This is a genomic window from Bradyrhizobium guangzhouense (genome assembly GCF_004114955.1).
Taxonomy (GTDB): domain Bacteria; phylum Pseudomonadota; class Alphaproteobacteria; order Rhizobiales; family Xanthobacteraceae; genus Bradyrhizobium; species Bradyrhizobium guangzhouense.
Genome location: NZ_CP030053.1, coordinates 5,000,819 through 5,026,493 on the forward strand (window position 1 = coordinate 5,000,819; position 25,675 = coordinate 5,026,493).

21 protein-coding genes are annotated in these 25,675 nt (G+C 64.4%); 11 read left to right on the top strand and 10 right to left on the bottom strand.

The window, feature by feature from the left end:
• Positions 1–80 precede the first annotated feature (80 nt).
• The gene (locus tag XH91_RS24020) at positions 81–1,703 is read left to right on the top strand and encodes an inorganic phosphate transporter (protein ID WP_128952869.1); all 1,623 of its coding nucleotides are present in this window, start codon (positions 81–83) and stop codon (positions 1,701–1,703) included.
• Positions 1,704–1,777: 74 nt separating this feature from the next.
• Here the strand turns inward: XH91_RS24020 and XH91_RS24025 are convergent, their stop codons facing one another.
• Positions 1,778–2,950 carry a M20 aminoacylase family protein gene (locus tag XH91_RS24025; RefSeq protein WP_128952870.1) on the bottom strand — a complete coding sequence of 391 codons (1,173 nt, stop codon included), beginning with the start codon at positions 2,948–2,950 and terminating at the stop codon, positions 1,778–1,780.
• Positions 2,951–3,127: 177 nt separating this feature from the next.
• Here XH91_RS24025 and XH91_RS24030 point away from each other — a divergent pair, with 177 nt between their 5' ends.
• From XH91_RS24030 to XH91_RS24050, 5 genes are all read left to right on the top strand, one after another.
• The gene (locus XH91_RS24030) at positions 3,128–4,747 is read left to right on the top strand and encodes a GMC family oxidoreductase (RefSeq protein WP_128952871.1); all 1,620 of its coding nucleotides are present in this window, start codon (positions 3,128–3,130) and stop codon (positions 4,745–4,747) included.
• Positions 4,748–4,910: 163 nt separating this feature from the next.
• The gene (locus XH91_RS24035) at positions 4,911–5,855 is read left to right on the top strand and encodes a metallophosphoesterase family protein (protein WP_128952872.1); all 945 of its coding nucleotides are present in this window, start codon (positions 4,911–4,913) and stop codon (positions 5,853–5,855) included.
• A 24-nt stretch (positions 5,856–5,879) separates the two neighbouring features.
• Positions 5,880–6,209, top strand: a complete 330-nt coding sequence (locus tag XH91_RS24040) for a cupredoxin domain-containing protein (RefSeq protein ID WP_128952873.1) — start codon at positions 5,880–5,882, stop codon at positions 6,207–6,209.
• A 127-nt stretch (positions 6,210–6,336) separates the two neighbouring features.
• On the top strand, positions 6,337–6,885 hold the full coding sequence (locus XH91_RS24045; RefSeq protein WP_164933999.1) for a sigma-70 family RNA polymerase sigma factor: 549 nt from the start codon (positions 6,337–6,339) through the stop codon (positions 6,883–6,885).
• A complete protein-coding gene (locus XH91_RS24050; protein WP_128952875.1) occupies positions 6,882–7,646 on the top strand; it encodes an anti-sigma factor family protein in 765 nt (254 codons plus the stop codon). The genes XH91_RS24045 and XH91_RS24050 overlap by 4 nt, the downstream gene beginning before the upstream one ends.
• Before the next feature lie 412 nt (positions 7,647–8,058).
• Here XH91_RS24050 and hpnO read toward each other — a convergent pair whose 3' ends face one another.
• Positions 8,059–9,450: an aminobacteriohopanetriol synthase HpnO gene (gene hpnO, locus XH91_RS24055; protein WP_128952876.1), complete on the bottom strand. Its 1,392-nt coding sequence runs from the start codon at positions 9,448–9,450 to the stop codon at positions 8,059–8,061.
• Positions 9,451–9,592: 142 nt separating this feature from the next.
• Between hpnO and XH91_RS24060 the strand changes: the two genes are divergently transcribed.
• On the top strand, positions 9,593–10,216 hold the full coding sequence (locus XH91_RS24060; RefSeq protein WP_164934000.1) for a DUF2147 domain-containing protein: 624 nt from the start codon (positions 9,593–9,595) through the stop codon (positions 10,214–10,216).
• Here the strand turns inward: XH91_RS24060 and hpnN are convergent.
• A complete protein-coding gene (gene hpnN, locus XH91_RS24065) occupies positions 10,184–12,772 on the bottom strand; it encodes a hopanoid transporter HpnN (RefSeq protein WP_128952878.1) in 2,589 nt (862 codons plus the stop codon). The genes XH91_RS24060 and hpnN overlap by 33 nt on opposite strands.
• Before the next feature lie 455 nt (positions 12,773–13,227).
• Here hpnN and ispH point away from each other — a divergent pair, with 455 nt between their 5' ends.
• The 3 genes from ispH (at position 13,228) to XH91_RS24080 (ending at position 15,865) form a co-directional block, all read left to right on the top strand.
• Positions 13,228–14,154: a 4-hydroxy-3-methylbut-2-enyl diphosphate reductase gene (gene ispH / locus XH91_RS24070; protein WP_128952879.1), complete on the top strand. Its 927-nt coding sequence runs from the start codon at positions 13,228–13,230 to the stop codon at positions 14,152–14,154.
• Positions 14,155–14,188: 34 nt separating this feature from the next.
• Complete coding sequence (gene hpnH / locus XH91_RS24075; RefSeq protein ID WP_128952880.1) at positions 14,189–15,349, top strand: adenosyl-hopene transferase HpnH; 1,161 nt, start codon at positions 14,189–14,191, stop codon at positions 15,347–15,349.
• Positions 15,350–15,664: 315 nt separating this feature from the next.
• Positions 15,665–15,865 carry a hypothetical protein gene (locus XH91_RS24080; RefSeq protein ID WP_128952881.1) on the top strand — a complete coding sequence of 67 codons (201 nt, stop codon included), beginning with the start codon at positions 15,665–15,667 and terminating at the stop codon, positions 15,863–15,865.
• Between the two features lie 144 nt (positions 15,866–16,009).
• Here the strand turns inward: XH91_RS24080 and XH91_RS24085 are convergent, their stop codons facing one another.
• The 6 genes from XH91_RS24085 to XH91_RS24110 form a co-directional block, all read right to left on the bottom strand.
• On the bottom strand, positions 16,010–16,759 hold the full coding sequence (locus XH91_RS24085; RefSeq protein WP_164934001.1) for a phosphorylase: 750 nt from the start codon (positions 16,757–16,759) through the stop codon (positions 16,010–16,012).
• Positions 16,756–18,708 carry a squalene--hopene cyclase gene (shc, locus tag XH91_RS24090; protein WP_128952883.1) on the bottom strand — a complete coding sequence of 651 codons (1,953 nt, stop codon included), beginning with the start codon at positions 18,706–18,708 and terminating at the stop codon, positions 16,756–16,758. The genes XH91_RS24085 and shc overlap by 4 nt, the downstream gene beginning before the upstream one ends.
• A gap of 50 nt (positions 18,709–18,758) precedes the next feature.
• Positions 18,759–20,015 carry a hydroxysqualene dehydroxylase HpnE gene (gene hpnE, locus XH91_RS24095; RefSeq protein ID WP_128952884.1) on the bottom strand — a complete coding sequence of 419 codons (1,257 nt, stop codon included), beginning with the start codon at positions 20,013–20,015 and terminating at the stop codon, positions 18,759–18,761.
• Complete coding sequence (hpnD, locus tag XH91_RS24100; protein WP_128952885.1) at positions 20,015–20,854, bottom strand: presqualene diphosphate synthase HpnD; 840 nt, start codon at positions 20,852–20,854, stop codon at positions 20,015–20,017. The genes hpnE and hpnD overlap by 1 nt, the downstream gene beginning before the upstream one ends.
• A complete protein-coding gene (gene hpnC / locus XH91_RS24105; protein WP_128952886.1) occupies positions 20,844–21,728 on the bottom strand; it encodes a squalene synthase HpnC in 885 nt (294 codons plus the stop codon). The genes hpnD and hpnC overlap by 11 nt, the downstream gene beginning before the upstream one ends.
• A 192-nt stretch (positions 21,729–21,920) precedes the next feature.
• On the bottom strand, positions 21,921–22,154 hold the full coding sequence (locus tag XH91_RS24110; RefSeq protein ID WP_027533949.1) for a hypothetical protein: 234 nt from the start codon (positions 22,152–22,154) through the stop codon (positions 21,921–21,923).
• A gap of 479 nt (positions 22,155–22,633) precedes the next feature.
• On the opposite strand from XH91_RS24110, the gene XH91_RS24120 reads away from it, so the two are divergent.
• Positions 22,634–23,131, top strand: a complete 498-nt coding sequence (locus XH91_RS24120) for a hypothetical protein (protein WP_128952887.1) — start codon at positions 22,634–22,636, stop codon at positions 23,129–23,131.
• A 77-nt stretch (positions 23,132–23,208) separates the two neighbouring features.
• Here the strand turns inward: XH91_RS24120 and XH91_RS24125 are convergent, their stop codons facing one another.
• The gene (locus XH91_RS24125; RefSeq protein ID WP_128952888.1) at positions 23,209–25,575 is read right to left on the bottom strand and encodes an efflux RND transporter permease subunit; all 2,367 of its coding nucleotides are present in this window, start codon (positions 25,573–25,575) and stop codon (positions 23,209–23,211) included.
• Between the last annotated feature and the right edge of the window lie 100 nt (positions 25,576–25,675).

The window sequence follows — 25,675 nt, forward strand, 5'->3', positions numbered from 1 at the left end:
TTTCGGCGGCCTTTCCGCCATTTCAACCGCCTGTCACATGCCACGCGCAAAATCGGGGCCTTGGGACAGGAGAATTTCCAATGAGTGACGTTGCTTTGCCGGGCTCGATCGAGCCGGCCTTGAGTAAGGGGCCAGACCTCAATCGCGGCTTCCATCCGCTCACCGGCGTGATCTACATGGGCGTGATCGCCGCCGCGCTGCTCTTCGTCGCCTACAGCATCTGGATCGACGTCGATGCGTCCGGCGTGCAGGTCAAGTCCTTCGCTCCGTTTCTCCTGCTCTTCGTCGCGCTCCTGATCGCACTCGGCTTCGAGTTCGTGAACGGCTTCCACGACACCGCCAACGCGGTCGCAACCGTAATCTACACCCGCTCGCTGCCCGCCCACGTCGCCGTGGTTTGGTCCGGCATGTTCAACCTGTTCGGCGTGCTGCTGTCCTCCGGCGCGGTCGCGTTCGGCATCGTCTCGCTGCTGCCGGTCGAGCTGATCCTCCAGGTCGGCTCCAGCGCCGGCTTCGCCATGGTGTTCGCGCTGCTGATCGCCGCCATCATCTGGAACGTCGGCACCTGGTATTTCGGCCTGCCGGCCTCGAGCTCGCACACCCTGATCGGCTCGATCATGGGCGTCGGCATCATGAACGCGGTCCTGCATGGCCGTAGCGGCACCACCGGCGTCGACTGGTCCCAAGCCACCAATATCGGCAAGGCGTTGCTGCTGTCGCCGCTGTTCGGCTTCGTGCTTGCCGCCGGCCTGCTGCTGATCCTGCGCACGGTGCTGCTGCGCGCCACCCCCGCCCTGTTCGGCGAGCCGAAGGGCGACCAGCCGCCGCCGTGGTGGATCCGCGGCATCCTCATCCTCACCTGCACGCTGGTGAGCTTCTTCCACGGCTCCAATGACGGTCAGAAGGGCATGGGCCTGATCATGCTGATCCTGATCGGCACCGTGCCGACCGCCTACGCGCTCAACCGCGCGCTGCCGGAAGGCCAGCTCGCCGCGTTCATCCAGAACTCGGAGGCCGCCAGCAAGATCATCGAGGCCAAGGCCGCCGGCTACAACGTGATCGGCAATCCGCGTCCGGCCGTGACCAACTACGTCGCGCAGCACGAGGTCAACGCCGGCACGTTCCCATCGCTCGCCGTGCTCGTGCGCGACATCGCCAAGCAGGTGAGCACCTACGGATCGCTCGCCAAGGTGCCCGCCGACCTCGTCGGCAACACCCGCAACGACATGTACCTCGTCTCGGAAGCGCTGCGCTTCCTGATGAAGGACAAGGAAGCCGAGCTCAGCGCCGCCGAGGTCACCGTGCTCAACGCCTACAAAGGCTCGCTCGACGGCGCCACGAAGTTCATCCCCGGCTGGGTGAAGATCGTGGTCGCCATCGCGCTTGGTCTTGGCACCATGGTCGGCTGGAAGCGCATCGTCGTCACCGTCGGCGAGAGGATCGGCAAGACGCACCTGACGTATGCGCAGGGGGCCTGCGCCGAGATCACCGCGGCCGCCACCATTGCCGCCGCCGACGTCTACGGCCTGCCGGTCTCGACCACCCACGTGCTGTCGTCAGGCATCGCAGGCGCCATGGCCGCCAACGGCTCGGGCCTGCAATGGGCGACGATCCGCAACATTGCCATGGCCTGGGTGCTGACCCTGCCGGCCGCGATGATCATCTCGGGCGTACTGTACTATCTGTTCTCGCACGTTTTCTGAGCCGACACGACATGCCAACAAAAAGGGCCCGCGCATCGCACGGGCCCTTTTCATTCGTGCCTCAGCTCAGCGCATCATGATGCTGCGAGCTGCTCCTCGACCAGCTTGACCCAGTAGGACGTGCCGAACACGATCGCCTCGTCGTTGAAATTGTAGGCAGGGTGATGCAGGCCGGCGCTGTCGCCATTGCCGCAGAAGATGAAGGCACCGGGGCGCGCTTCCAGCATGTAGGCGAAGTCCTCGCCGCCCATCATTGGCGACATCTCCAGCACATTGGCATCGCCCGCGACCTGCTTGGCGATGCGCGTCGCCACCTCGGTCTGCGCGGCGTGATTGTTCACGACGGGATAACCGCGCTTGTAATGCAGGTCGATCTTTGCGCCGGTGATCTGGGCGACACCCGCCACGACTTCGCGCACGCGCTTCTCGACCAGCTTGCGCACATCAGGCGTCAGCGTGCGGATCGTGCCTCTCAACGTCGCGGTTTGCGGAATGACGTTGCGGGCATTGCCGGCGTGGAATTCGCAGATCGAGATCACGGCCGATTCCAAGGGATCGACGCTGCGCGCGACGATCGACTGCAAGGCCGTGATCAGCTGCGCACCCACGAGAACGGAATCGATGCATTTGTGCGGACGTGCGGCATGGCCGCCGAGGCCCTCGATCACGAAATCGACCTCGTCGGTCGACGCCATGATCGGGCCGGGCCGGATCGCGAACGAGCCGATCGGAATGCCGGGGCCGTTGTGCATGCCGTAGACCTGCTCGATGCCGAAGCGCTCCATCATGCCGTCCTTGACCATCGCCGCGCCGCCGGCGCCGCCCTCCTCGGCCGGCTGGAAGATCACGACGGCGTCGCCGGCGAAATTGCGGGTCTCGGCGAGATAGCGCGCGGCACCGAGCAGCATCGCGGTGTGGCCGTCGTGGCCGCAGGCGTGCATCTTTCCCGGAGTCTTCGAGGCGTAAGGCAGGTTGGTCTGCTCGTCGACGGGCAGCGCGTCCATGTCGGCACGCATGCCGATCGCCTTGAGCCCCTCGCCGGCCGCCTTTTTCCCCTTGATCACGCCGACCACACCGGTCTGGCCGATGCCGGTCACAACCTCGTCGCAGCCAAATTCCCGGAGGCGATCGGCCACGAATGCTGCGGTGCGGTGAACATCGTAGAGCAGCTCGGGATGCTGGTGGATGTCTCGCCGCCAGGTCTGGATATCGGGTTGAAGGTCGGCGACGCGGTTGACAATGGGCATGAAGGGTCTCGAGCTTTGTTGAAAATACAAGCCCGTCTACCATGCAAGCGCTAGTCCACCCAACTGCTGGAGAACGGGGTCTGGTCCCGCCGTTCGGCATGGCCGGGCTTGTCCGGCCATGTCCGTCTGCCTATTAGGACGGAGCGCGTTTGGAGACCATCCGGGGTGGAAAGCAGAATGCCAAGGCGGCTCGAAGGTGAGTTTGACTACGTAATCGTCGGCGCCGGTACGGCTGGCTGCATCATGGCCAACCGATTGTCGGCCGTATCAGGAAACCGCGTCCTGATCCTCGAGGCCGGCGGCGACGACAACTGGATCTGGTTCCATATTCCAGTCGGGTACCTCTTTGCCATCGGCAATCCGCGCTCGGACTGGATGTTCAAGACCGAGGCCGACCCTGGCCTGAACGGCCGCTCGCTCGCCTACCCCCGCGGCAAGGTGATCGGGGGCTCCTCGGCGATCAATGCCATGATCTCGATGCGCGGCCAGGCCGCCGATTACGACCACTGGCGCCAGCTCGGCATGACCGGCTGGGGCTATGATGACGTGCTACCGCTGTTCAAACGGCTGGAGGACCATTTCCTCGGCGCCAGCGAGCACCACGGCGCAGGCGGCGGCTGGCGTATCGAGGCGCCGCGGCTGTCCTGGGACGTTCTCGATGCCGTCGGCGACGCCGCAGAGGAGATGGGCATCAAGCGCATTCCTGACTTCAACACCGGCGACAACGAGGGCACGAGCTATTTCCACGTCAACCAGAAGCGCGGCCGGCGTTGGTCGTCGGCGCGCGGCTTTCTCAAGCCGGCCCTGAACCGCCCCAATCTGCGGCTCGAAAAGCATGTGCTGGTCGATCGCCTGATCATCGAACAGGGCCGCGCCGTCGGCGTGCGCTTCATCCAGAACGGCGAGATCGTCGAGGCGCGCGCAAAACGCGAGGTGATCCTCTCGGCCGGCTCGATCGGCTCGGTGCAGGTGCTGCATCGCTCCGGCATCGGACCTGGCGACTGGCTGGCGCCGCTCGGCATCGACATCGTGATGGACAAGCCCGGCGTGGGGCGCAATCTGCAGGATCACCTGCAGCAGCGCGCGATCTACAAGGTCGAGGGCGTGCGGACGCTGAACGAGACCTACTACAATTTGTTCCGCCGCGGCCTGATGGGCCTCGATTATGCCTTCCGCCGCCGTGGTCCGCTGACGATGGCGCCGTCGCAGCTCGGCATCTTCACGCGCTCCGACGCGACCCGCGCGCGCGCCAACATCCAGTTCCATGTGCAGCCGCTGTCGCTCGACAAGTTCGGCGATCCGCTGCACCGCTTCCCCGCCATCACGGTGAGCGCGTGCAATCTCCAGCCGACCTCGCGCGGCATCGTGCGGCTGCGTTCGGCGAGCCCTGACGACAAGCCGATCATCGCGCCGAACTATTTATCGACCGACGACGACCGCCAGGTCGGCGCCGACGCCATCCGCACCACGCGCCGCCTGATGCAGCAGAAGGCGCTCGCGAAGTATCGACCCACGGAATATCTGCCCGGCCCCTCGGTCGGCGACGATGATGCCTCGCTCGCCAAAGCTGCCGGCGATATCGGCACCACGATCTTCCACCCCGTCGGCACGGCGAAGATGGGATCGGCGAACGATCCGATGGCGGTGGTCGACGAGCGCCTGCGCTTCTACGGGCTCAGCGGCCTGCGCGTCGTCGATGCCTCGATCATGCCGACCATCACCTCGGGAAACACCAACACGCCGACCGCGATGATCGCCGAGAAGGGGGCAACGATGATCCTGGAGGATGCGAAGTAGGCGATTGCCGGCGGAGTTCGGTCGCGACATTTTGGGCGGCTGACTTTGCCCGCCCCGGTTAACGCGGCCCCCTCACGAAAACGTCATCCCCCTCCGCGAATAAACCCGCCCCACCCCCAATCAACTCCCCGAAGCCCAATTCCGGGCCAAAGGAGACGTTGCGATGAGCGGACACGATCACGGGGACGACGGCGTCAGCCGCCGCAAGGTCCTGGAATGCATGACATGGGCCGGCACCGGGGTGCTCTGGACCATTACCGGCGGCGTGCCGCGCTCGCTCGGCATTATCGATTCCGCTGAGGCCGCGACCGCCGCGGCGCCGGGCATGACCTTCCTCCAGATCAGCGACAGCCATGTCGGCTTCGACAAGCCGGCGAACCCCAATGCGCTGGGCACGCTCGAGGAAGCCGTCAACAAGATCAATGCGATGCCGGCCAAGCCGTCGTTCATGATCCACACCGGCGACATCACCCATTTGTCCAAGGCCTCCGAGTTCGACAACGCCGACCGCATCATCTCGCAGTCCAAGCTGGATGTGCACTACGTGCCCGGCGAGCACGACTTCCTGGACGAAGAGGTCAAGTTCTATCGCGACCGCTACGGCCGGGGCACCAAGGGCGCAGGCTGGTACTCCTTCGACGCCGGCGGCGTGCATTTTGTCGGATTGGTCAATGTCGTCGACCTCAAGGCCGGCGGTCTCGGCAATCTCGGCACCGAACAGCTTGCCTGGCTCGAGGACGACCTCCGCGGCAAGTCGAAATCCACGCCCATCGTCTTGTTTGCCCACATTCCGCTCTGGACGGTCTATCCGGAGTGGGGTTGGGGCACCGACGACGGCGGCCGCGCGCTGGAATTCGTCAAGGGCTTCGGCTCGGTGACCGTGCTGAACGGCCACATCCACCAGGTGATGCAGAAGGTCGAGGGCAACGTCACTTTCCACACCGCGCGTTCCACCGCCTTCCCGCAACCGGCGCCGGGCGCGGCCCCCTCTCCCGGACCGATGAAGGTCGAGGACGCCAAGCTCCGCTCGATGCTCGGGGTCGCCAGCATCAACTTCAAGCAGAACGAGCAGCGGCTCGCCATCATCGACACGCCGCTCCAAGGTTGATTCAAGGTTGAAGAGAAGCTGACAATGAAGACGCTCAATCGCCGCGACTTCTCCGTCGCTGTGGCCGCGGCCATCCTGCTGCCCGTCACGACCGCCCGTGCCGACGACACCAACATGGAGGTGCATATCGACAATTTCGTCTTCCAGCCGGCGGAGCTCAAGATCAAGGTCGGCACGACCGTGACCTGGACCAACCGGGACGACATCCCGCACACCGTGGTGTCGGCCGGCAAGTTCCGGTCCAAGGCCCTGGACACCGACGACAAGTTCTCGTTCACCTTCACCGAAGCGGGCGACTACAAATATTTTTGTTCGTTGCACCCGCATATGACAGGGATGATCAAGGTTGAGTAACGTCTCCAACCAAGGCATCTCTCTCTTGCCCGGCCGGTGGTCGCACACCGGCCGGGCTCGCATGCCTTCGGTCAGGCCCCAAGGCGAAACGACGCACCAAACGCAGCAAGAGGCAAAGCGAGAGGCGATGCCCGTCAGCGACGATTTCCAGAAGGCGCAGCGCTTCCGCGAGGCGGCACTGCCCTATCTCGACGACGTCTACACGCTCGCACGCTATCTGCTGCGCGACGCCTCCGACGCGGAGGACGCGGTGCAGGAATGCTATCTGCGCGCGCTGAAGCACTTTGACAGCTATCGCGGCCCGGCCATGAAGCCGTGGCTGTTCGCGATCCTGCGCAATGTCTGCAACGCCGAATATGCCAGACGCAAGCACTCGCACACCGCGATCGAGGACACGCCCGGCGCGGCCGACCAGACGCCGATGTGGCAGGAAAGCGAAGCGAGTCCGGAGACCGAAGTGCTGCGCAACCGCGACGCCGGCGCCATTCGCAAGATGATCGACGCGCTCGCCGAGCCGTTCAAGGAAACCTTCGTGCTGCGGGAGATCAACAACCTGTCCTATCGCGAAATTGCAGATGCCGTCGGCGCCCCCGTCGGCACCGTGATGTCCCGCCTTGCCCGGGCCCGCGCCATGCTGCGCGCGGCCTGGACGGCGGAAGAGGAGCATTTGAGATGACCTGCGACGAAGCAAAAATCCTGCTTCACGCGCTGCTCGACAATGAGCTCGATGCCGGCCACGCGCGCGAGGTCGAAGCCCATATGGCGACCTGTCCGGCCTGCACGGCCGAGTTCGCGGCCCAGCGAGAGATGAAGCGCGCGCTTGCCGGCACCAACCTGCGCTACAGCGCGCCAGCGGCGCTGCGCGCACGTATCGAGGCCTCGCTTCCGCAGGCCCGGCCGCAGCCCAGCCGACGCTCGATGCTGCGCGGCTTTGCGATGGGATCTGTCGTCTCTGCGCTCGCCGCCTCGGGCGTCGTCGCCGTCGTACTGCGTCAGGACGACCAGCAGCGCATCCTCTCGGAGGTCGTCACCGCACATCTGCGCTCGCTGCAGGCCGGCCACCTCATCGACGTGGTCTCGACCGACCAGCACACGGTCAAGCCGTGGTTCAACGGCAAGCTCGACGTCGCCCCGCCCGTGATCGACCTCACCGCGCAAGGCTTCACGCTGGTCGGCGGCCGGCTCGACTATGTCGATGCGCGCGCCATCGGCGCGGTCGTGTACAAACGCCGGCAGCACATCATCAACCTGTTCGTGTCGCAGACCGCGAGCACCGAGCATCGGCCGCCGAAGACACAGACCATGCAGGGCTTCAACTGCCGCCGCTGGGGCGAGCGCGGCCTGAACTTTTGGGCCGTCAGCGATATCGGAAACGACGAGCTCACCGAGTTCGTCGACAAGTTCGAGGCGGCGATGAAGGCGAATGTGGAGGGGTGAGTTTCCTCGCCCGGATGCAGCGGAGCGAGCATGGGCTACGTCCCCTCGCCTCCTCGCACTCCTGCAAAAACTGAAAAACAACCCCATGCACAGTAGAGGCGCGGCTACTGGCCGGCAGGGCGTCTCCTCGGTCAGGTCATTGCAGCGTCGGGCAAACCGGCAGAGAGCCGGCAAGGATCACAGGCCTACGGCGGGTTCGTTTTCGTAACCAGCCGCCCCGTCAGGCGGCCGCTCTTTACACCGGCACCACTTCGTATTTTACGAATATCGTTTGACCCGTCGGGCAAAACAGTGGCACTATGCCATGCTGGCTGTTTTCGGAGATCGCTGCTTCCGCGCCGCCTCTGGGACGCGATGGGTTTCGCAAGGGCTCAACCCATTCTACGGGCTACGGCAGCTGAGGGCGATGACCCTACGCCGACCTTCGCACCGCGTTGTCCACCAGCGTCTTGCCGAGCGACCAGATCGCGCCGGGGACCTTGTGGCTGCCGGCGATGACGTCGTCGAAGGCGCGCTCGATCCAACCGCAATCTTCTTCGGTGATGGTGAGCGGCGGCAGCAGCTTGATGGTGTGGCTGCCGTGGCCGGCGACCTGGGTCAGGATCTTGTGATCCTTGAACAGCGGCACGGTGATGAGCTGGCAGAACAGGCCCTTGTTGGCGGCCTCGAGCACGTTCCAGGAAGCCCGCAGCCGCAGCGATTTCGGCGGGCCGAACTCGATGCCGATCATCAGGCCCTTGCCGCGCACTTCCTTCAGCAGTTCGTAGCCGGGCACCATGCGCGTGAGCGCGAGGCGAAGCTCGGCGCCGCGCTTGGCGGCCGCCTCGATCAGCTTCTCCGATTCCATCACGTCGAGCGTGGCGATGCCCGCGGCCATCGCGAGGTCGTTCTTGGAGAAGGTCGAACCGTGCACCACGGCACGATCCATCTGGTTGAAGATCTTGTCGAAGATACTCTTGCGCGTCAGCACGGCGCCCACAGGCACGTGGCCGCCGGAGAGCGACTTCGACAGCAGCACCATGTCGGGCTCGACATTCCAGTGCTCGACCGCAAGGAAGCGGCCGGTGCGGCCCATGCCGGTCTGGATCTCGTCGGCGACGAACAGCGTGCCGTACTTCTTGCAGAGTGCGGCCGCGCCCGGCAGGAACTCGTCGGAGGGCATGTTGACGCCCTTGCCCTGGATCGGCTCGACCACGAAGGCTGCGACCTCGCGCGAAGCCAGCGCCTTCTCGAGCGCGGCGAGATCGTTGAACGGAACCGAGGTGCAACCCGGCAGCAGCGGCTCGAAGCCGGTGCGGAAGTTCGAATCACCTGTCAGCGACAGCGCGCCATAGGTCAGGCCATGATAGCCGTGGGCGCAATAGACGATGCCGGGGCGGCCGGTGGCGCCGCGCGCGAACTTGATCGCGGCCTCGACGCATTCTGCGCCGGAATTGGCGAAGAACGCCTTGTCGAGATAGGGAACGTATTTCAGGAGCCGCTCGGCGAGCACGCCGGCGAGCACCGAGACGTCGAATTGAACGAGATTGGGCAGATCGGCGTCGAGCACGCTTTTCAGCGCATCGCGCATCACGGGATGATTGCGCCCGATTGCGAACACGCCAAAGCCGGACAAGAGGTCGAGGTAGCGTGCGCCTTCCCGATCGTAGAGGTACTGCCCCTGCCCCTTCTGGAAGCCGACGTCGTAGCCGATGGTCTTGAGAACCCGGACGAACTGCTCGTTCAGGTACCGATTATGCAGGGTGCTGCGCTGGGCCTGACGGTCCGCGAACAACTGGGACATGTCTGGATTTGGACTGTTCATCCGCTACATACTTCGGTTGAGGGCCGCTTCGTCAACTGAAAACGGTCAGCGAACGGAAAAGGGTCTGTGCGGCCTTTTGCCCTTTTTCGGACCATCTTCGCAAGCACAGCTTTAGACCATGTTGCACTGCCGAGGAACACATATGCGTTTGGCCATTTACACCGGAATAATACTGGCAAGTGGTTACGCCTGCCTGACACCGGCGCTTGCCGCCGATCCTACCGGCGACTGGCGGGTCGCTGACGGCGTCGCCAATATCCGCGTCGCCCAATGCAATGGCGCCATGTGGGGCGCGGTTTCCTGGGAAAAGAAGCCCGGCGGCCGCGACGAGAACAATCCGGATGTCTCAAAAAAGAACAGGCCGACACTGGGCATGGCGACCCTCATCAACATGAAGAAGACGGCCGGCGCCGAACAATGGGAAGGTCAGGTCTACAACGCCAAGGATGGTCAGATGTATAGTGCGACCATCACGCCTGAAGGCACCGACAAGCTCGAAATCAAGGGCTGCGTGTTGGGCTTCCTGTGCGGCGGCGAGACCTGGACCCGTGTGAGTCCGCCGATCCCCCTGAGCACCGCCAACGCCATGGCCAAGGGCGCGCCAAAAACCACCGGTGCGGCGCCCAAGTCTGCGCCGGCCGCGGCACCTGCGCCGACGGCGGCCGCTCCGAAGAGTGCCGCCGCGGCCAAGCCGGGTCAGAAGAGCTCCACCGACCCCGTCGGCGACATCTGCCTACTCCCTGAGATTGCGGGGTTTGCCCATTAGGGCCGGCTGGAACAGCAGCACTGCGGCAAGCGTCGTCACCAGCGACAATGCGAGCAACTTGCCCATGCTGGACGTGCCCGGATGGCTCGACAGCCACAAGCTGCCGAACGCCGTCGCCGTCGTCAGTGCGCTGAAGAAGATCGCGCGCGTCAGGCTGGTCTGAAGCAGGTTTGTCCTGCCGGACCGCCACGCGACGACATAATAGATCTTGAACGCGACGCCGACGCCGAGCAGCAGCGGAAACGCGACGATATTGGCAAAGTTCAGCGGAAGACCGATCAATACGCAGATCTCGAGCGTCACCGCACCCGCAACCAAGAGCGGCACCAGCGTCATCAACACGTCCACGATGCGACGGAGCGTGATCCATAGCAACAGGCCGATCACCAGCAGCGCATAGATGCCGGCATGGATGAAGGCGTTCACCACGGTGTCGCCGGATTTCAGGATCGAGACGGGTCCGCCGATCGCGGTCGGCTCGGCAGCGAGCACGGCCGCCGCAAACTTGCGCAGCGTATCGTTGTCGTTGGGATCACCCTTGGGCTGGGCCTCGACGCGGATGATGCCGTCCTTGCTCTTCCAGGCGCCGACGAGATCTGGCGGCAGTGAACTCAGGGTCACCGGCCCCGCCTGCATCGCGTTCCTGAGCTGGTCGAACACGATCTTCATCGGCGTGACGAACACGTCCTGCGCCTTGTTGCGGGTCGCTTCGTCCGAGTTGGCGAGCTTCTCCAGGGCGTCCGCGAGCCGGCGCGAGGCAACCGCGCCGGGACCTTTGGCGTCGCCGGCGGTCCGGCGGAGATTTGCGACCGAGGATTTCAGCGACTCGACATTCTCCTGGTCCGACGGCGCTGCATCGACCTGGTCCGGATTGAGCGCGGGGGTCAGCACCTTGGCACCCTGCGCGATCAGCTTCAGCTTCGGCTGCTGATCCTCCGGCACGAAACTGTTGAGCGACATCACCCGCAATACTTCCGGGACCTTTTCGAGCCTCGCCTCAACCTGCCTGGCTTGCTCTTCCGACTTGACCATCACGTTGATGGCATTGGCGCCGGTGTTGGGATCCTTGCGCAGGTCGAGGAAGGTCGCGATCGACTCCGCGTTCGGATTGCGCAGGTTCATCGGGTTAAAGTCGAACTTCAGGAAATAGAGCAGCGGCAGACCGGCGACAGCAATCAGCAGCGTGCCGCCGACGACCAGCACACGGTGCTTCTCGAGGAAGTGATCGAGCGGCGCCAGGAAGGCGTAGCCGACCGGCTCCTTCTCGCCGGGCGGGTTCAGCAGCTTGAGCAGCGCCGGCAGGATGGTGATCGAGGAGATGAAGGCCACCAGCATGCCGACGCCGGCGATCTGGCCGAGCTCCGCGATGCCCTTGTAGTCGGTCGGGATGAAGCAGAGGAAGCCGGCTGCGGTCGCCATCGCAGCGAGTGACAGCGGGATCGCGGAGCGTCGGGCGGCGAGCACCAGCGCCTTGCGGAGATCATCGACCTTGTAACGCTCCGAGCGGTAGCGGACGCTGTATTGGATGCCGAAATCGACGCCGAGGCCGACGAACAGCACCGCAAACGCGATCGACAGCAGATTGAGCGAGCCGACCATCATCAGGCCGGCGGCGGTGGTGATCGCGAGGCCGACGAACAGATTGACGAACACGGCGACGATGATCTTGGCCGAATGCAGCGCGAGCCACAGGATCAGGAGCACGACAACGACCGTGCCGATGCCGTTGACGACAGCGCCTTCCTGAACGGTCGCGTATTCCTCGTTGGCAATCGGAACGGGACCGGTCAGCCGCACCCGCGCTTGATATTTTGTCGCAAAATCGAGATCGACCGCGGCCTTGCGGATCGCGTCGGTTGCGGTCTTGCCGGGCTCCAGTTGGTTGTAGTCGAGGATCGGCTTGAACTCGATGAAGGCCCGCTTGTCCGAATCCTCCAGCGGCTTGTCGCTGACGAACTCGCGCCAGGAGAAGATCGCATTGCCCTTGTTGAGCACGGTTTCGACCGTCTCCGAGATCTGATTGAAGGGCCGCTCGGTGCTGTCGAGCTTGACCTCGCCGCGCTTGACGCCGGCAAGCCCGGTCTCCAGCGCGCCGGTCAGACCGCGGATCGAGGGATCGCCGGCCATGATCTCGATCAAGGGCGCGGCGGATTCGAACTGCCCGGTGATCTTGCCGACTTCCTCGGTCGGCAGGAACAACAGGCCGTTCTTCTCGAAGAACTCGCCGGTGCCGAGCTGCTGCATCGACTGGAAATTGGTCTTGTCGTCCTTCAGCCTGGCAAACAGCGCGTCGGCGGCGGCGGTCGCCATCTCCGGTGTCTTGGCCTCGACCACCGCAAGAATCGTGGCGTCGCGATCGAAGGCACGGTCAAACTGCTGGTCGCGCTGGCGCCAGTCGAGATTCTGGGCAATCAGCGAATTGATGTCGGTATTGATGGCGAAGTGCTTGGACGTGTAATAGCCCGCCCCCACCGCCAGCAGGAGCCCGAGAACGACAACGAGGGTGGCAAACCGGGTACAGGCCCTGACAATGGCAACGACTACGCTCTGCAGCACGTCTTTTCTTTCTAGTGTTAACAGCCTGCCGAAAACGCCCGCTGTTTAGCGGAGTTCCCAGGCGAAACCTATTGCCGTTTGGGTCGTTCTCGCCGGAACAAGGTTCGAGGTAAACGGCGAAAGGCCATGGCAAAATCATGCGGGCGGCCGGTATAGCCGGGGAGTTGAGGCGGTAAAGTGGCGAAGGGATGAGCAGAAATGTCGTCGCCTTGCTCGCCACAATGGCGTATTATATTACCTTACTCCGACTTTGAGGGAACCCAGAGGGCGCTGCACCTTTCCTTGTTGCCGATTTTTTGACACAAAGTGCTGTGCCTGCAATGCGCCGAGCCCCGATGGGGTGGGCGGTTACCGTGGTTTGCTGGCCGATGGTGCGGATATTGCAACATTGGTCGCATCGAGATGCCGCCGGGGACAAATAAGCGGATTGGTGCAATTTGCGTGATGGGCGTCCAATGGAAGTTTATCTAGCGCAGCCGCGCGGCTTTTGCGCGGGCGTGGTGCGCGCGATCGAGATCGTGGAACGCGCACTGGAGAAATATGGCCCGCCGGTCTATGTGCGTCACGAGATCGTGCATAACAAATACGTGGTCGAGAGCCTGAAGGCCAAAGGCGCTGTCTTCGTCGAGGAGCTGTCAGAGGTTCCACCGAAGGCCGTGACCGTTTTCAGCGCCCATGGCGTCGCCCGCAGCGTCGAGGAAGAGGCCGCCGCCCGGGACCTTCCGGTGCTGAACGCCACCTGCCCGCTGGTCACGAAAGTTCACAATCAGGGGAAGCGCTATATCACCAGGGGCCGCACCCTGATCCTGATCGGCCATGCCGGCCACCCCGAGGTCGAGGGCACGATGGGCCAGGTTCCGGGCCCGGTTCTGCTGGTCCAGAGCGTCGAAGAGGCCAAGGCCCTGGCGCTGCCGGCGGATACGCCAGTGGCCTACATTACCCAGACCACGCTGTCGGTCGACGACACCAAGGGCATAATCGAGGCCCTTCAAGCCAAATTTACAGATATTCAAGGCCCGGACATCCGGGATATCTGCTATGCGACACAGAACCGCCAATCTGCGGTAAGGGACTTGAGCAAGCTGGTCGACGTGATCTTGGTGGTGGGCGCTGCCAACAGCTCGAACTCGAACCGGCTCCGCGAGATCGGCACTGAGGCCGGTGTCGCGAGTTATCTGATCGCCGATGGAAGCGAGCTCAATCCGGAGTGGTTGAAAGGTGCCAGGACCGTCGGCCTCACGGCCGGCGCCTCGGCGCCCGAGGTGCTGGTGGATGACGTGATCGAAGCGTTGCGGCGAATCGGACCGGTGACGGTCTCGGTGCTCCCGGGCCGCGAGGAAAACATCGAATTCAGGCTTCCGGCCGAACTGGCTGCAAGCTGACCTACCGAATTTCAAGCCCAGAAAGAAACGTGTAATGGCAATCCCCTTCTTCAAGGAAATGCGTATCGGCGGCTATTTGCTCAAGCAGAAACTGCTTGGCCGCAAGCGCTATCCGCTCGTGCTGATGCTGGAGCCGCTGTTCCGCTGCAACCTCGCCTGCGTCGGCTGCGGCAAGATCGACTATCCGGATGCGATCCTCAACCGCCGCATGACCGCCCAGGAGTGCTGGGACGCGGCCGACGAGTGCGGCGCGCCGATGGTGGCGATCCCCGGCGGCGAGCCGCTGATCCACAAGGAGATCGGCGAGATCGTGCGCGGCCTCGTGGCGCGCAAGAAGTTCGTCTCGCTCTGCACCAACGCGCTGCTGCTCGAGAAGAAGCTCGATTTGTTCGAGCCCTCCCCGTACCTGTTCTTCTCCGTGCATCTCGACGGCCTGAAGGACCATCACGACAAGGCGGTGTCGCAAGTCGGCGTGTTCGACCGCGCCGTCTCCGCGATCAAGGCGGCCAAGGCGCGCGGCTTCACCGTCAACGTCAACGCCACCATCTTCGACGGCCATCCGGCCGAGGAGATCGCAAAATTCCTCGACCTCACCGTCGAACTCGGCGTCGGCGTCTCGATGTCGCCCGGCTATGCCTATGAGCGCGCGCCGGACCAGGAGCACTTCCTCAACCGCACCAAGACCAAGAAGCTGTTCCGCGACGTCTTTGCGATGGGCAAGGGCAAGAAGTGGAATTTCATGCATTCCGGCCTGTTCCTCGACTTCCTTGCCGGCAACCAAGAGTACGAGTGCACGCCGTGGGGCATGCCCGCGCGCAACATCTTCGGTTGGCAGAAGCCCTGCTATCTGCTCGGTGAAGGCTACGCCAAGACCTTCAAGGAGCTGATGGACACCACCGACTGGGAGACCTACGGCACCGGCAAGTACGAGAAGTGCGCCGACTGTATGGCCCATTGCGGCTACGAGCCGACGGCGGCGACCGCAGCGCTGAACAACCCGCTGAAGGCGATGTGGGTGTCGCTGCGCGGCATCAAGACCACGGGCCCGATGGCGCCGGAGATCGACATGTCGAAGCAGCGCCCGGCGCAGTACATCTTCTCCGAGCAGGTCCAGAAGAAGCTGTCCGAGATCCGCAAGGACGAGGCCGACGCCGCTGCGGCGAAGGCGGCGCGGAAGGCTTCGACGGCGGCGTAAGCGCGCCCGTCGGCGAAAATGAACAAGGCCCGGTCGCCATCGCGACCGGGCCTTTTCTTTGCCGATGCCCTCGATCTGCCGGTCGCAGTCGCGACGATCAGTGTGGGCCTGCGTTATTCTCGCTTTGGCATCAACCGTCGCCTCACAGAGCGGACACTGGTGCAGGCGTTTGTCTTGCCATAGCATCCGCATGATTCCATGGAGCGACGGGCTTCGATCATGCATACTTCATTGCTTCAATCCGCGACGGCTGCTGTTGGCATTCTCCTGACTCTGGTCACGATCCCGGCCAGCGCACAAAGTCCGTGTCCTCCAATGATCTGCTCAAATCCGTACGGCCAGGGCGAGCAGGCGCGGACAGAGCCGTTTTGTCCGTTCGAGCCAGTCGTCTGGGTCAACACGAAATCCCGCGTCTACCACGTCGCCGGTTCCCGCAGCTATGGCCACACCCGACACGGCGCCTACATGTGCGAGAGCGAGGCGAAAGCCGCCGGCAACCGTGCCGCGCCGCGCTGATCACATCTGGCTCGTTTCGCAGCGGTGATGGGGACGCGATGGGTTTCGCAAAAGCTCAACCCATCGAAGCCACGATAAGACTCAAAACAAAAGGCCCGATCGCATTGGCGACCGGGCCTTTGTTTAGCAGCGCAAAGAAACGGCTCAAGCCGCCTTGGACACCAGCGCCTCGCTCTCCAGCAGTTCGGTGCCGATCAAGAAATCCCGGCAGCCGCGAAGCGAGCGCAGCGCGCGGTTGAAGTCGATGCCGGTGGAGACCAGCGCATGCAGCACCGTCGGATTGCGGACGATGCCGCGCAGCACGGCGGCGAGGTCGATCTGGCCGTTGGGCTTGATGGCGGCGCGGGCGATGGCCGGCAGCGCGCGGTGGGCGGGGTCGCTGATGACGCGGACCGCGGCGAACGGAAGGCCAGCCTCGGCGGCATAGGCGGCGGCGATGTGGCTTTCCATGTCGACGGCGGAGGCGCCGGTCTCCGAATGCAGCGCCGCCTTGCAGGATGAGCCGGTGACCACTTCCTCGGCACCAGCAAGGCTGCCGCGCACCACCCGGCGGCGGCCGGAGGTCAGCTTGTCGATGAGGTCGTCGCTGAGCGATAGCCCGGCGGCCCAGCGCGCATCGCCCGAGAGCACCTCGGTTGCCACCACGACGTCGCCGGAGCGCAAGCTCGGGTCGAGGCCCCCGGCCACGCCGAACGAGATCACGCCGCGAATCGTCTCAGGGTCCACCACCGTCAGCAGCGCGCGCAATTGCGTCGGGCTGCTCGACGAGCAAATGACCGCCATCCCGGGGCCGGCCGCGATGCGGGCCTCCTGGACCAGTCCAGTCACGATCAAGATCGGCCGCGGATCAATGGCATTGCCCGCGGTAAAATAGTCCCCCGTCCCCAAAGTCACATTCCGACCCCTACCACCCTGCTGTTGGTGTTCCGCAAGTTCCGATATCGCGCCAGCGCCCACAGCGGAAAGAACTTCGGGTAACCATGATACCGTAGATAGAACACGCGGGGGAAGCCTGTGGCGGTGTACCGCTGCTCGTCCCACAGTCCTTTTTCGCTTTGTGTTGCAATCAGGTACTCCACCCCGCGGGCGACGGCCGGGTGATCAACCTCGCCAGCAGCCATCAGGGCAAGCAAGGCCCATGCCGTTTGCGAGGCGGTCGAGGGGGCCGGTTCCCAGCCCCGGTAGTCCAGCCGGTAGCTGACGGCGTCCTCGCCCCAGCCGCCATCCTTGTTCTGGATCGAGGCCAGCCAGGCGGCGGCCTTCCGCATCATGGGGTCGTCGTGGCTGATGCCGGCCATGTTGAGGGCACACAGCACCGACCAGGTTCCATAGATGAAGTTCATGCCCCAGCGGCCGTACCAGGAGCCCTCGGGGTGCTGGGTCTTGCGCAAATAGGCCACACCGGCGGCGACGTGCTTGCTGGTCGCCTCGGTCTCGCCGAGCTGGCCGAGCATCGAGATGCAGCGCGCCGTGACGTCCTCGGTCGGCGGATCGAGCAGCGCGCCGTGATCCGAGAACGGAATGTTGTTCAGGTAATATTCGAGGTTGTTGACGTCGAAGGCCGCCCAGCCGCCGTCGTCGCTCTGCATGCCCTCGATCCACTCGCGGCCGCGGTCGATCGCGGCATCATAGCCGGCAGCACCGTGCTCCCGGCGCATGCGGTCCATCGACATCACCACCACGGCGGTGTCGTCGAGATCAGGGTAATGGGCATTGTTGTACTGGAACGCCCAGCCGCCCGGACGCACGTCGGGGCGCTTCACCGCCCAGTCGCCCTTCACTGCGAGCTCCTGCTTGGGGATCAGCCAGTCGAGGCCTTGCTTCGCCGCAGGCACGGCCTTGTCGCCGCCGGCCTCCAGCAGCGCATGCGCTGTCAGCGTGGTGTCCCACACCGGCGAGACGCAGGGCTGGCAATAGGCTTCGTCGCCCTTGATCACGAGCAGCTTGTCGATGCCGCGGCGCGTGATCGCGCGCGGCGGGAAATTCTCGTCCTTGCCGAGCGCGTCGTACATCATGACGATGTTGGCCATCGGCGGATAGATCGCGCCCATGCCGTCCTCGCCGTTGAGCCTTTCCTCGATGAAGGCGAGCGCGGCGTCGATGGCGCGCTTGCGCAGGCTCTTCGGAAACATCGGCTCCACGACGCGCAGGACCGCATCGAGCGAACGGAAGAGCAGGAACCAGGCCATGCTCTGGTGCGGCGCCTTCGCCGTCATGCCGATCGAGCGCGGATCCTGCAGGAACAGCTCGTCGATGCCGACGCCCTTGGGATTCTTCGCGCGCGGCTTCAGCGCGGCGATCACCATCAGCGGCACCATGGTGGTGCGCGCCCAATAGGAGATCTTGTTGAGATGGAATGGCGACCAGAACGGCAGCAGCACGATCTCGATCGGCAACACCGGCACCGCGCGCCAGGTCAGGACGCCGAAAGTCGCGAGCAGGAAGCGGGTGAAGACGTTGCTGTGAATTGCGCCGCCGCGGGCGTGGATCGCCTCGCGCGCGCGCAGCATGTGCGGCGCGTCCACGGAATCGCCGATCATCTTCAGCGCGAAGTAGGCCTTCACGCTGGCGCTCATGTCGAACTCGCCGTCATGCACCAGCGGCCAGCCGCCATGGGCGCCCTGGACGCGGCGCAGATAGTTGGCGATCTTGGCCTCGAGCGCTGTGTCGACCGGCTCGGCGAGATAATGGCGCAGCAGGATGTATTCGGCCGGAATGGTGCAGTCGGCCTCGAGCTCGAACACCCAATGGCCGTCCGATTGCTGCAAGCCGAGCACGCCTTGCGTGGCCGACGCAATGCTCGATTCCAAAGCTTCGCGGCTGGTCGCGGTTACGGAATCCATAGTGCTCGATTGCTCCTGATGTCGATCGAAAGTGACCGGGACATTGCCCGTCAGGCCCGCTTTGCGGCCAGCACCAGATCCGCGGCGCGATCACCTGACCGGACCGATCCCTCAATGGTTGCAGGCAATCCCGTAGCAGTCCAGTCGCCGGCGAGAAACAGGTTTTTCAGCGAGGTGACCGGCCCCGGACGCAGGGCATTCTGGGCCGGCGTTGCCGCAAATGTGGCACGGCGCTCGCGCACGATCTGCCAAGGGGGCAGTTCGCCGGAGACACCACCGGCCGCGCAGACGTCGTTCCAGATCGCCTGCGCGAGCTCCTCGCGCGGCATGTCGACCAGGCGATCGCCATTGCTGATGGTGACGGAGAGCCGGTTGGGGAACGCGAACAGCCATTCCACGACGCCGCCGATCACGCCCAGGATCGGCGCCGATCCCTGCGGCGGCTCGAAGCGGAAATGCGCATTGACGATGGCGCGGAATTCGGTCGGCGCGGTCAGGCCCGGCAGCAGGCTCGTCGCCGCGCGCGGCGGCACCGCCATCACGACGACGTCGCCCGCGGCTAACTGAACCACATCCTCGCCGCCGAAGTTCAGCGCGCCGACCTTGCCGTCAGTGGTGACGAAGGAGCGCAGCTCGTGGCCGAGCTGCACGGTATGGCCGCGCTCGGTGAGGAATTTTACGGCGGGCTCGATCAGCACGGCGCTGAGGCCGTCGCGCGCGATCAGCGGACGGCAGGCCTGCCCGCCCGCCAGCAGCGTCTCGCGCACGATCGCACCGGCAAGCCCGGCCGAGCCCTCGGGCGGATCGACATTGAGCGCGGCAAGCAGCAGCGGCTGCACCAGACGGTGATAGAGCGTGCCTTCGCAGGGAATCGACTTGCCGACCAGCGTCTGTTCCGACGCCCAGATCAGCGGCGCCAGCTTGAGGTAATCGGTGAGACCCGTATCTGGCACACGACGGCCCTCGTCGAGCACCCAAGTCGGCCATCGGCCGGTGCCGAGATCGATCTGCCAGCGCTGCCCGGTCTTGATGTCGACGAAGGGAAACTGCGCGCTTTCAGGCCCGACCAGGCCCGCCTCGGTGCCGATCGAGCGCGCATAGGCGCGCGCATGGCTGTTGCCGGACAGCAGCAGATGATTGCCATTGTCGATGGTGAGATTGGTGGCGCCGTCGAAATAGGAGCGGCAGCGGCCGCCGGCCTGGTGCGTCGCCTCGTGCACGGCGACGATGTAGCCGGCATTGGCGAGCCGCACAGCGGCGGAGAGACCGGAAATTCCGGCGCCGATGATGTGAGCCGTGTTTTGCATCAGATGAAAGCGTAGCGGAGCAGGATCAGAATGCGTGTGACTTTCGACACACGCACGGGCTGGCGCGGCGCGTTGAAGCCTCGCGCGATCAGGAGGTCGAGAATGGAATGGTAGTATTTCGACATGATCCGCGGCGCGCGCACCGCGCGACGCCTGTTGCGGTTCATGATCTCGTCCGACTTCTCGAAATGCGCTTTCGCGCGCTGCGTCAGAGGCACGCACACTTTCGGCAGCGCGCGCTCCGCGATCACGCGGTTCGGATCGTTGGCGGTGATGCCGGCATGCAGCAGCGCTTCGCGCGGCAGATAGAGCCGGCCAAGACCGGCGTCCTCGTCGATGTCGCGCAGGATGTTGGTGAGCTGGAGCGCACGGCCGAGGTGATACGCAAGCAGGATGCCGTCCTCTTCCGGCAGGCCGAATACCCGTACCGACAAACGGCCCACGGCGCTGGCGACGCGGTCGCAGTAGAGATCCAGCGTCGCCATGTCGGGCGCGCGGATGTCCTGCGGCACGTCCATCTCCATGCCGTCGACGATTGCGAGGAAATCCTCGCGCTTGAGCCCGAAGGTCTTCACCGAGGCGACGTAGTCCTTCAGCCGCGGCGGCGGATGGCCCTGATAGAGCGCATCGATGTCGTTGCGCCATTCCTGCAGCGCGGCGAGCCGCGCATCGCGCGGGCCGTCGGAATCGGCGATGTCGTCGACCTGGCGGCAGAAGCTGTAGATCTGGAACATCGCCTCGCGCTGGTCGCGCGGCAGGATCCGCATCGCAGCGTAGAAGGAGCTGTTCGATGCGGACGAGCCATAATTGGCGCTGGGCGCGGTCGCCTCAAGCGTCATGGGCAGTCCCCGGATTGGTGATGGCCTTGCGGCAGATCGCACGGCGGCCGAGTTCACCGGCGATGCCGGCAAGGCTGAAGGTGAGCAGTTCGAGCTTGTTCAGGTGCACGCGCTCGCGCAGGGGATCGCGCACCTTCAAGAGACGCACGATGCGGTCCGCATAAGCCTGGATCACCGCGACGTCGATGCCGAGGCGGACATCCCTGATCTCGGCAGCCAGCGACCTGCCCTCGCCCAGCAGCGCCTCGTTGCGCACCGCGAGCGACTGCAGGCAGGCCAGCATCGCCGGCGGCGACTGCGCCAGGCCGAGCTGCTCGACCGAGGCGCCGTGTGCAGCCAGCGCGTCACGCGGCAGATAGACCCGGTTGAGCTCGCGATAATCCTTGCCGCAATCCTGGAGATGGTTGTTGATCTGGAGGCCCGCACAGAGCGCATCCGATGCCGCCCATGTCGCGGTCGCCTCGCCATGGACGTCGAGCATGAAGCGGCCGACGGGCATTGCCGAATAGCGGCAATAGTGGATGACCTCGTCCCAGGTCTCATAGCGCAGCTTGGTCACGTCCATGCGGAACGCGATCAGCACGTCGAGCGCGTGGCGCGGCGCCATGCCGCGCTCGGCGAGCGCGCGCCGCAAGGTGACGGCCTCGGCCTGGGTCTCGCCCTTGCCGAGCAGCTCCGCCTCGAGCAGGTCGAGATAGCGAAGCTTCTCGTCCCCCGGCAGGGTGGCATGGTCGGCAATGTCGTCGGCGGTCCGGACGAAATTGTAATAGGCCAGGATCAGCGCGCGATGACGCGGATGAATGATCCAGGACGCGACGGGAAAATTCTCGTCGCGGTCGTCCTTGCCGGATCGCAATTCGCTCGCAGAGGTCATCGAGGGCTGATCAACAATCGTTTGGACAGAAAGGGGCTTTTGCGTTCGCGCGGGCTCATGCCGGCGACGCCGCCGCGGCCCCCATATAGGGGAATACGGCCGCAAAACCAATCCTGTCGCGCGATGGCAGCCCTGCCGTTTCAGGCCGGAAAAGGCGGCCCCATGGCCGCCTTTATGGGTCAGTGGCCGAGCTTACTGGTTGTGGTTCTTCAAGACCTGGTCGCAGGCCTGCGAGATCTTGGCGCGGTTCTCCTTGAGGCAGGCCAGCACCGTGAAATCGCCCTGGTCGATAACCGGGCGGCAGAATTTCTGCACATCGCGCGTGCAGGCCTTCTGCTCGGCGTCCGTGCCACGCCCCTGCTGGGCGAACGCAGCCGTGGACAGGGTTGCCGACAGCACGGTGAGAGCGACGAGAAGCTTACGCATTGTATTCCTTCATTCTGACGGCAGAATCGCACCAATCCCGGACAGCACAGGGCGAAGAGCCGGAACGGTTTGTTCTGATGGCGAGTTGCCGCAGGACGAGTGCGGCACCGGAGAAGGCACAAGCGCTGGTAAATGCGGCCAAATTGGCGCCGCGCCGACCAAAGCAGGTCTTCCCTCGGCCTTCATTGGCAGATGTAAGGGCTTGATACTACGTCATAATTCTGGGAGACGGCGTTTTAATGCATACCTGTTGCAGAGCTGCATCTGTTCGAGCGGACATTCGGGCCGGAAACATATGGAAACAGATGGAAATCCGAGGCCGGACCGCGGCAAGACCGCTTGGCGAGCCCGATATCGCGGCCGGCCAGGCTTATCCGGCACAGCCGCTTGAACCTGACACAGGCTCGCAACACTAAACTTTCGATGTGGCGAGACGGCCTGCGATGCAGCAGGCGTCGTTCCAAAACGGGATATTGATGATGAAATTCTTTGGGCGATCTGGACTGGCACTCAAGGCAGCCGGCATCGGTGCGGCGCTGCTGTTCTCGGTTGCGGCGAGCCACGCTCAGTCGTCCGGTCCGTTCGCCGGCTTCGACGGCGCGTGGACCGGCACCGGCACTGTGTCACTGTCGGACGGCTCGACCGAGCGCATCCGCTGCAAGGCCGACTACAAGGTCGCCGGCACCGGTCTCGGCCTCAAGCAGGCGCTGCACTGCGCCTCCGACAGCTACAAGTTCGACCTCACCAGCGACGTGACCAGCCAGGGCGATCGCATCTCCGGCAACTGGAGCGAGTCCAACCGCAACATCTTCGGCAATCTGCAGGGCACCGCCGGCGGCGGCCAGATCGACGTGTTCGTCGAGGCCAACGGCTTTGCCGCCAATCTGTCGCTGCGCACCAACGGCTCCAAGCAGACCGTGCAGATCTCGTCCAAGGGCGAGATCCGCGGCGTCAACATCACGATGACGAAGGGCTGATTGCCCTTCCTCAGTCTTCAAGAAAAAGCCCCCGGCTCTCGTGAGCCGGGGGCTTTTTGCTGATGCGCATTCGCCGCTCAGATCGCCGGCTTGTCCGGGCCCTGCAGCCTGGCGTGCAAATTGATCAGCCACATCGCCGTCGGGCGCAGGATGAAGAGGTCGGCGACCAGCGCCGCCACCATCGAGAAGGCGCTGAGCCAGCCGAACAGCCGCAGCGACGGCAGATCCGAGAAGACCGTGACGACGAGGCCGCAGGCCAGCACCACCGTGGTCAGGATCAGCGCCGGGCCGACCAGCACGGTGGCGCGCTCCACCGCGAGCGCCGATCCGACGCCGGGCTTGCTCTCCAATCGCAGGCGATTGAGGAAGTGGATGGTTGCGGACAGGCCAAGGCCGAACGAGACGGTGAGCGCGACGACGCTGGCGAATTGCAAGCCCTCGCCCATCGCCCACAGCACCGTTCCCGACATCACCACCGGGAAGATGCCCGGCAGGATGCAGGCGAACATCACCACCCATGAGCGGAAGGCAAGGCCGATGAAGATCGCGACCAGCGCGAATTCTACGGTGAGGCCGCGGTTCAGCTTCTCGATCATGCCGGCCGAGTTGCGCGCGGCGATGGCGGCAAGACCTGTCACGGCGACCTCGTAGCCCGGATGCTTCTTGCGGACAGCGTCGAGCTCCGAGTCGAGCTTGTCGACGATCGGCAAGAGCTGGCTGGAGTCCTTGTCCGGCACGCGGCCGGCCACGACCACCGCATCCTGCTTGGCGTCGATGAAGCGCCGCACCAGATGTTCGGGAATGACGTTGACGTATTCCTTGAGGGTCGCGACGTCGTCGCTGCCGGCCTTCTCCGCCAGCCAGCGGCGCAGCGTCTCCAGCGACCAGACATTGCCGACGCCGGCCGCCTTCTCCACGGTCGCATGCACGTCGGCGATGGTTTGCAGCGTCTCCGGCGAGTAGAGCGATTCGCCCTTGGGGAACGTGATCAGCACATTGACCGGATTGGCGCCGGTCAGCTTGGCGTCGAGCCGGTTGCTGGCGGCGACCGCCTGGCGCTTGTCCGGCACCTGGTCGGCGAGGCGGTAGCGCGGCTGCAGGTTGGCGTAGACGACGCCGAGGCTGGCGACGAACAGCAGCGCGATCAGGCTGAACAGGCCGGGCCGGCCGACCATGCGCACCGCGATCCAGTAGCAGAAATTGCGCAGCGCCTGCACGCCGGCATCGGCGCTCTGGAATTTGACCGCGAAGATCTTCTCGTTGCGCACGAACAACACGCCGAACACCGGCACCAGCGACAGCACCGTGATGAGCGCGATGATGGTGGCAGCCAAGCCCGCCTCGCCGAACTTGCGGATCAGGTCGGAGTCGGAGAACTGCAGCGCGATGAAGGAAATGCCGGCGGTGCCGTGCGTCAGCACGCAGGCCGGGCCCACCACCAGCACCGCGTTCCTGAACGCGGTGAACTTGTCCTGGCCGGCAATCAGCCGGTCGCGCGCGGCGAAGGTGAGCTGCATCGAGTCCGAGAACGAGATCACCATGATGAGCGGCGTCATCACATTCAGGAACATGTTCAGATTGAAATTGGCCCAGCCGAGCGCGCCGAGCGCGATCAGGATCGCGATCATCGGCGGGAACGCCGCCACCACCATGAACGATATCTTGCGGAAGAAGATGATGGCGATGATGCAGCCGGCGAGAATGCCGAGGATGTTGTAGGTCAGGCCGTCGCGCTCGACCGCGTTGCGGATCTCGAGCTGCATCACCGGCACGCCGGAGAGCTGAACGCTCAGCCCGGTGTCGCCGAGATCCTCCTTCATCAGCGCGCGGATGTCGCCGACGACCTTGCCGAGCTTGCTGGAGGCGACCACCTCCGGATCGAGCGAAAGCACGATCAGCGCCAGCGTGCCGTCCTCGGACAGCAGCTTGCCGCGGATGATCTCGTTGTTCTTGACGGTTTCGATGAACTGGTCGTAGGCCGCGCCCTCGGGCAGCTCGGCGGGGAACAGCGCGGCCGGCAGCTTGCCCGGCGCCGGCGCCTGGCGTGCCGAGAACAGCGAGACAAGGCCGCGCGTGCCGTCGACCAGCTGAAGATCGGTGACGAAGTCACGGAGCTTCTCGAGGTTGTTCCGCGCCAGCAGGGTCTTCCCCTCGACCACGACGAGGACGTCGAACTCCTCGGCCGGGAACTTCTTGGTCACCTCTTCGTACTGGCGGAATTCGCGGGTGTTGGAGCGGAACAGCTGCGACAGCGAATCGTCGATCTTGATCCGCTCGATGCCGAACACGGCGGCGACGATCAGCGCGACCAGGATGATGCAGGAGACGATCGGCGCCCGGACCGCGATCAGCCCGATGCGCTCCAGCCCGAAGGCGATGGAGGACGCAGGCCCCTGTTCGACCTTGTCGACATGAACCTCATTCTCGCGGTGCTTTTCGAGCATGCCTTGTCCAGTTCCTAAATCGGCTCTAGCTGTGAGCTTGTTGCGCCCCGCGAACGGCTTGAAAACGCCATACCAATGGGAGGCTTGCCCTTTGAAAATG

Coding starts and splice junctions, on each gene's coding strand:
- XH91_RS24020 (WP_128952869.1), top strand. CDS start 81: ATGAGTGACGTTGCTTTGCCGGGCTCGATCGAGCCGGCCTTGAGTAAG.
- XH91_RS24025 (WP_128952870.1), bottom strand. CDS start 2,950: ATGCCCATTGTCAACCGCGTCGCCGACCTTCAACCCGATATCCAGACC.
- XH91_RS24030 (WP_128952871.1), top strand. CDS start 3,128: ATGCCAAGGCGGCTCGAAGGTGAGTTTGACTACGTAATCGTCGGCGCC.
- XH91_RS24035 (WP_128952872.1), top strand. CDS start 4,911: ATGAGCGGACACGATCACGGGGACGACGGCGTCAGCCGCCGCAAGGTC.
- XH91_RS24040 (WP_128952873.1), top strand. CDS start 5,880: ATGAAGACGCTCAATCGCCGCGACTTCTCCGTCGCTGTGGCCGCGGCC.
- XH91_RS24045 (WP_164933999.1), top strand. CDS start 6,337: ATGCCCGTCAGCGACGATTTCCAGAAGGCGCAGCGCTTCCGCGAGGCG.
- XH91_RS24050 (WP_128952875.1), top strand. CDS start 6,882: ATGACCTGCGACGAAGCAAAAATCCTGCTTCACGCGCTGCTCGACAAT.
- hpnO (WP_128952876.1), bottom strand. CDS start 9,450: ATGAACAGTCCAAATCCAGACATGTCCCAGTTGTTCGCGGACCGTCAG.
- XH91_RS24060 (WP_164934000.1), top strand. CDS start 9,593: ATGCGTTTGGCCATTTACACCGGAATAATACTGGCAAGTGGTTACGCC.
- ispH (WP_128952879.1), top strand. CDS start 13,228: ATGGAAGTTTATCTAGCGCAGCCGCGCGGCTTTTGCGCGGGCGTGGTG.
- hpnH (WP_128952880.1), top strand. CDS start 14,189: ATGGCAATCCCCTTCTTCAAGGAAATGCGTATCGGCGGCTATTTGCTC.
- XH91_RS24080 (WP_128952881.1), top strand. CDS start 15,665: ATGATCTGCTCAAATCCGTACGGCCAGGGCGAGCAGGCGCGGACAGAG.
- shc (WP_128952883.1), bottom strand. CDS start 18,708: ATGGATTCCGTAACCGCGACCAGCCGCGAAGCTTTGGAATCGAGCATT.
- hpnE (WP_128952884.1), bottom strand. CDS start 20,015: ATGCAAAACACGGCTCACATCATCGGCGCCGGAATTTCCGGTCTCTCC.
- hpnD (WP_128952885.1), bottom strand. CDS start 20,854: ATGACGCTTGAGGCGACCGCGCCCAGCGCCAATTATGGCTCGTCCGCA.
- hpnC (WP_128952886.1), bottom strand. CDS start 21,728: ATGACCTCTGCGAGCGAATTGCGATCCGGCAAGGACGACCGCGACGAG.
- XH91_RS24110 (WP_027533949.1), bottom strand. CDS start 22,154: ATGCGTAAGCTTCTCGTCGCTCTCACCGTGCTGTCGGCAACCCTGTCC.
- XH91_RS24120 (WP_128952887.1), top strand. CDS start 22,634: ATGAAATTCTTTGGGCGATCTGGACTGGCACTCAAGGCAGCCGGCATC.
- XH91_RS24125 (WP_128952888.1), bottom strand. CDS start 25,575: ATGCTCGAAAAGCACCGCGAGAATGAGGTTCATGTCGACAAGGTCGAA.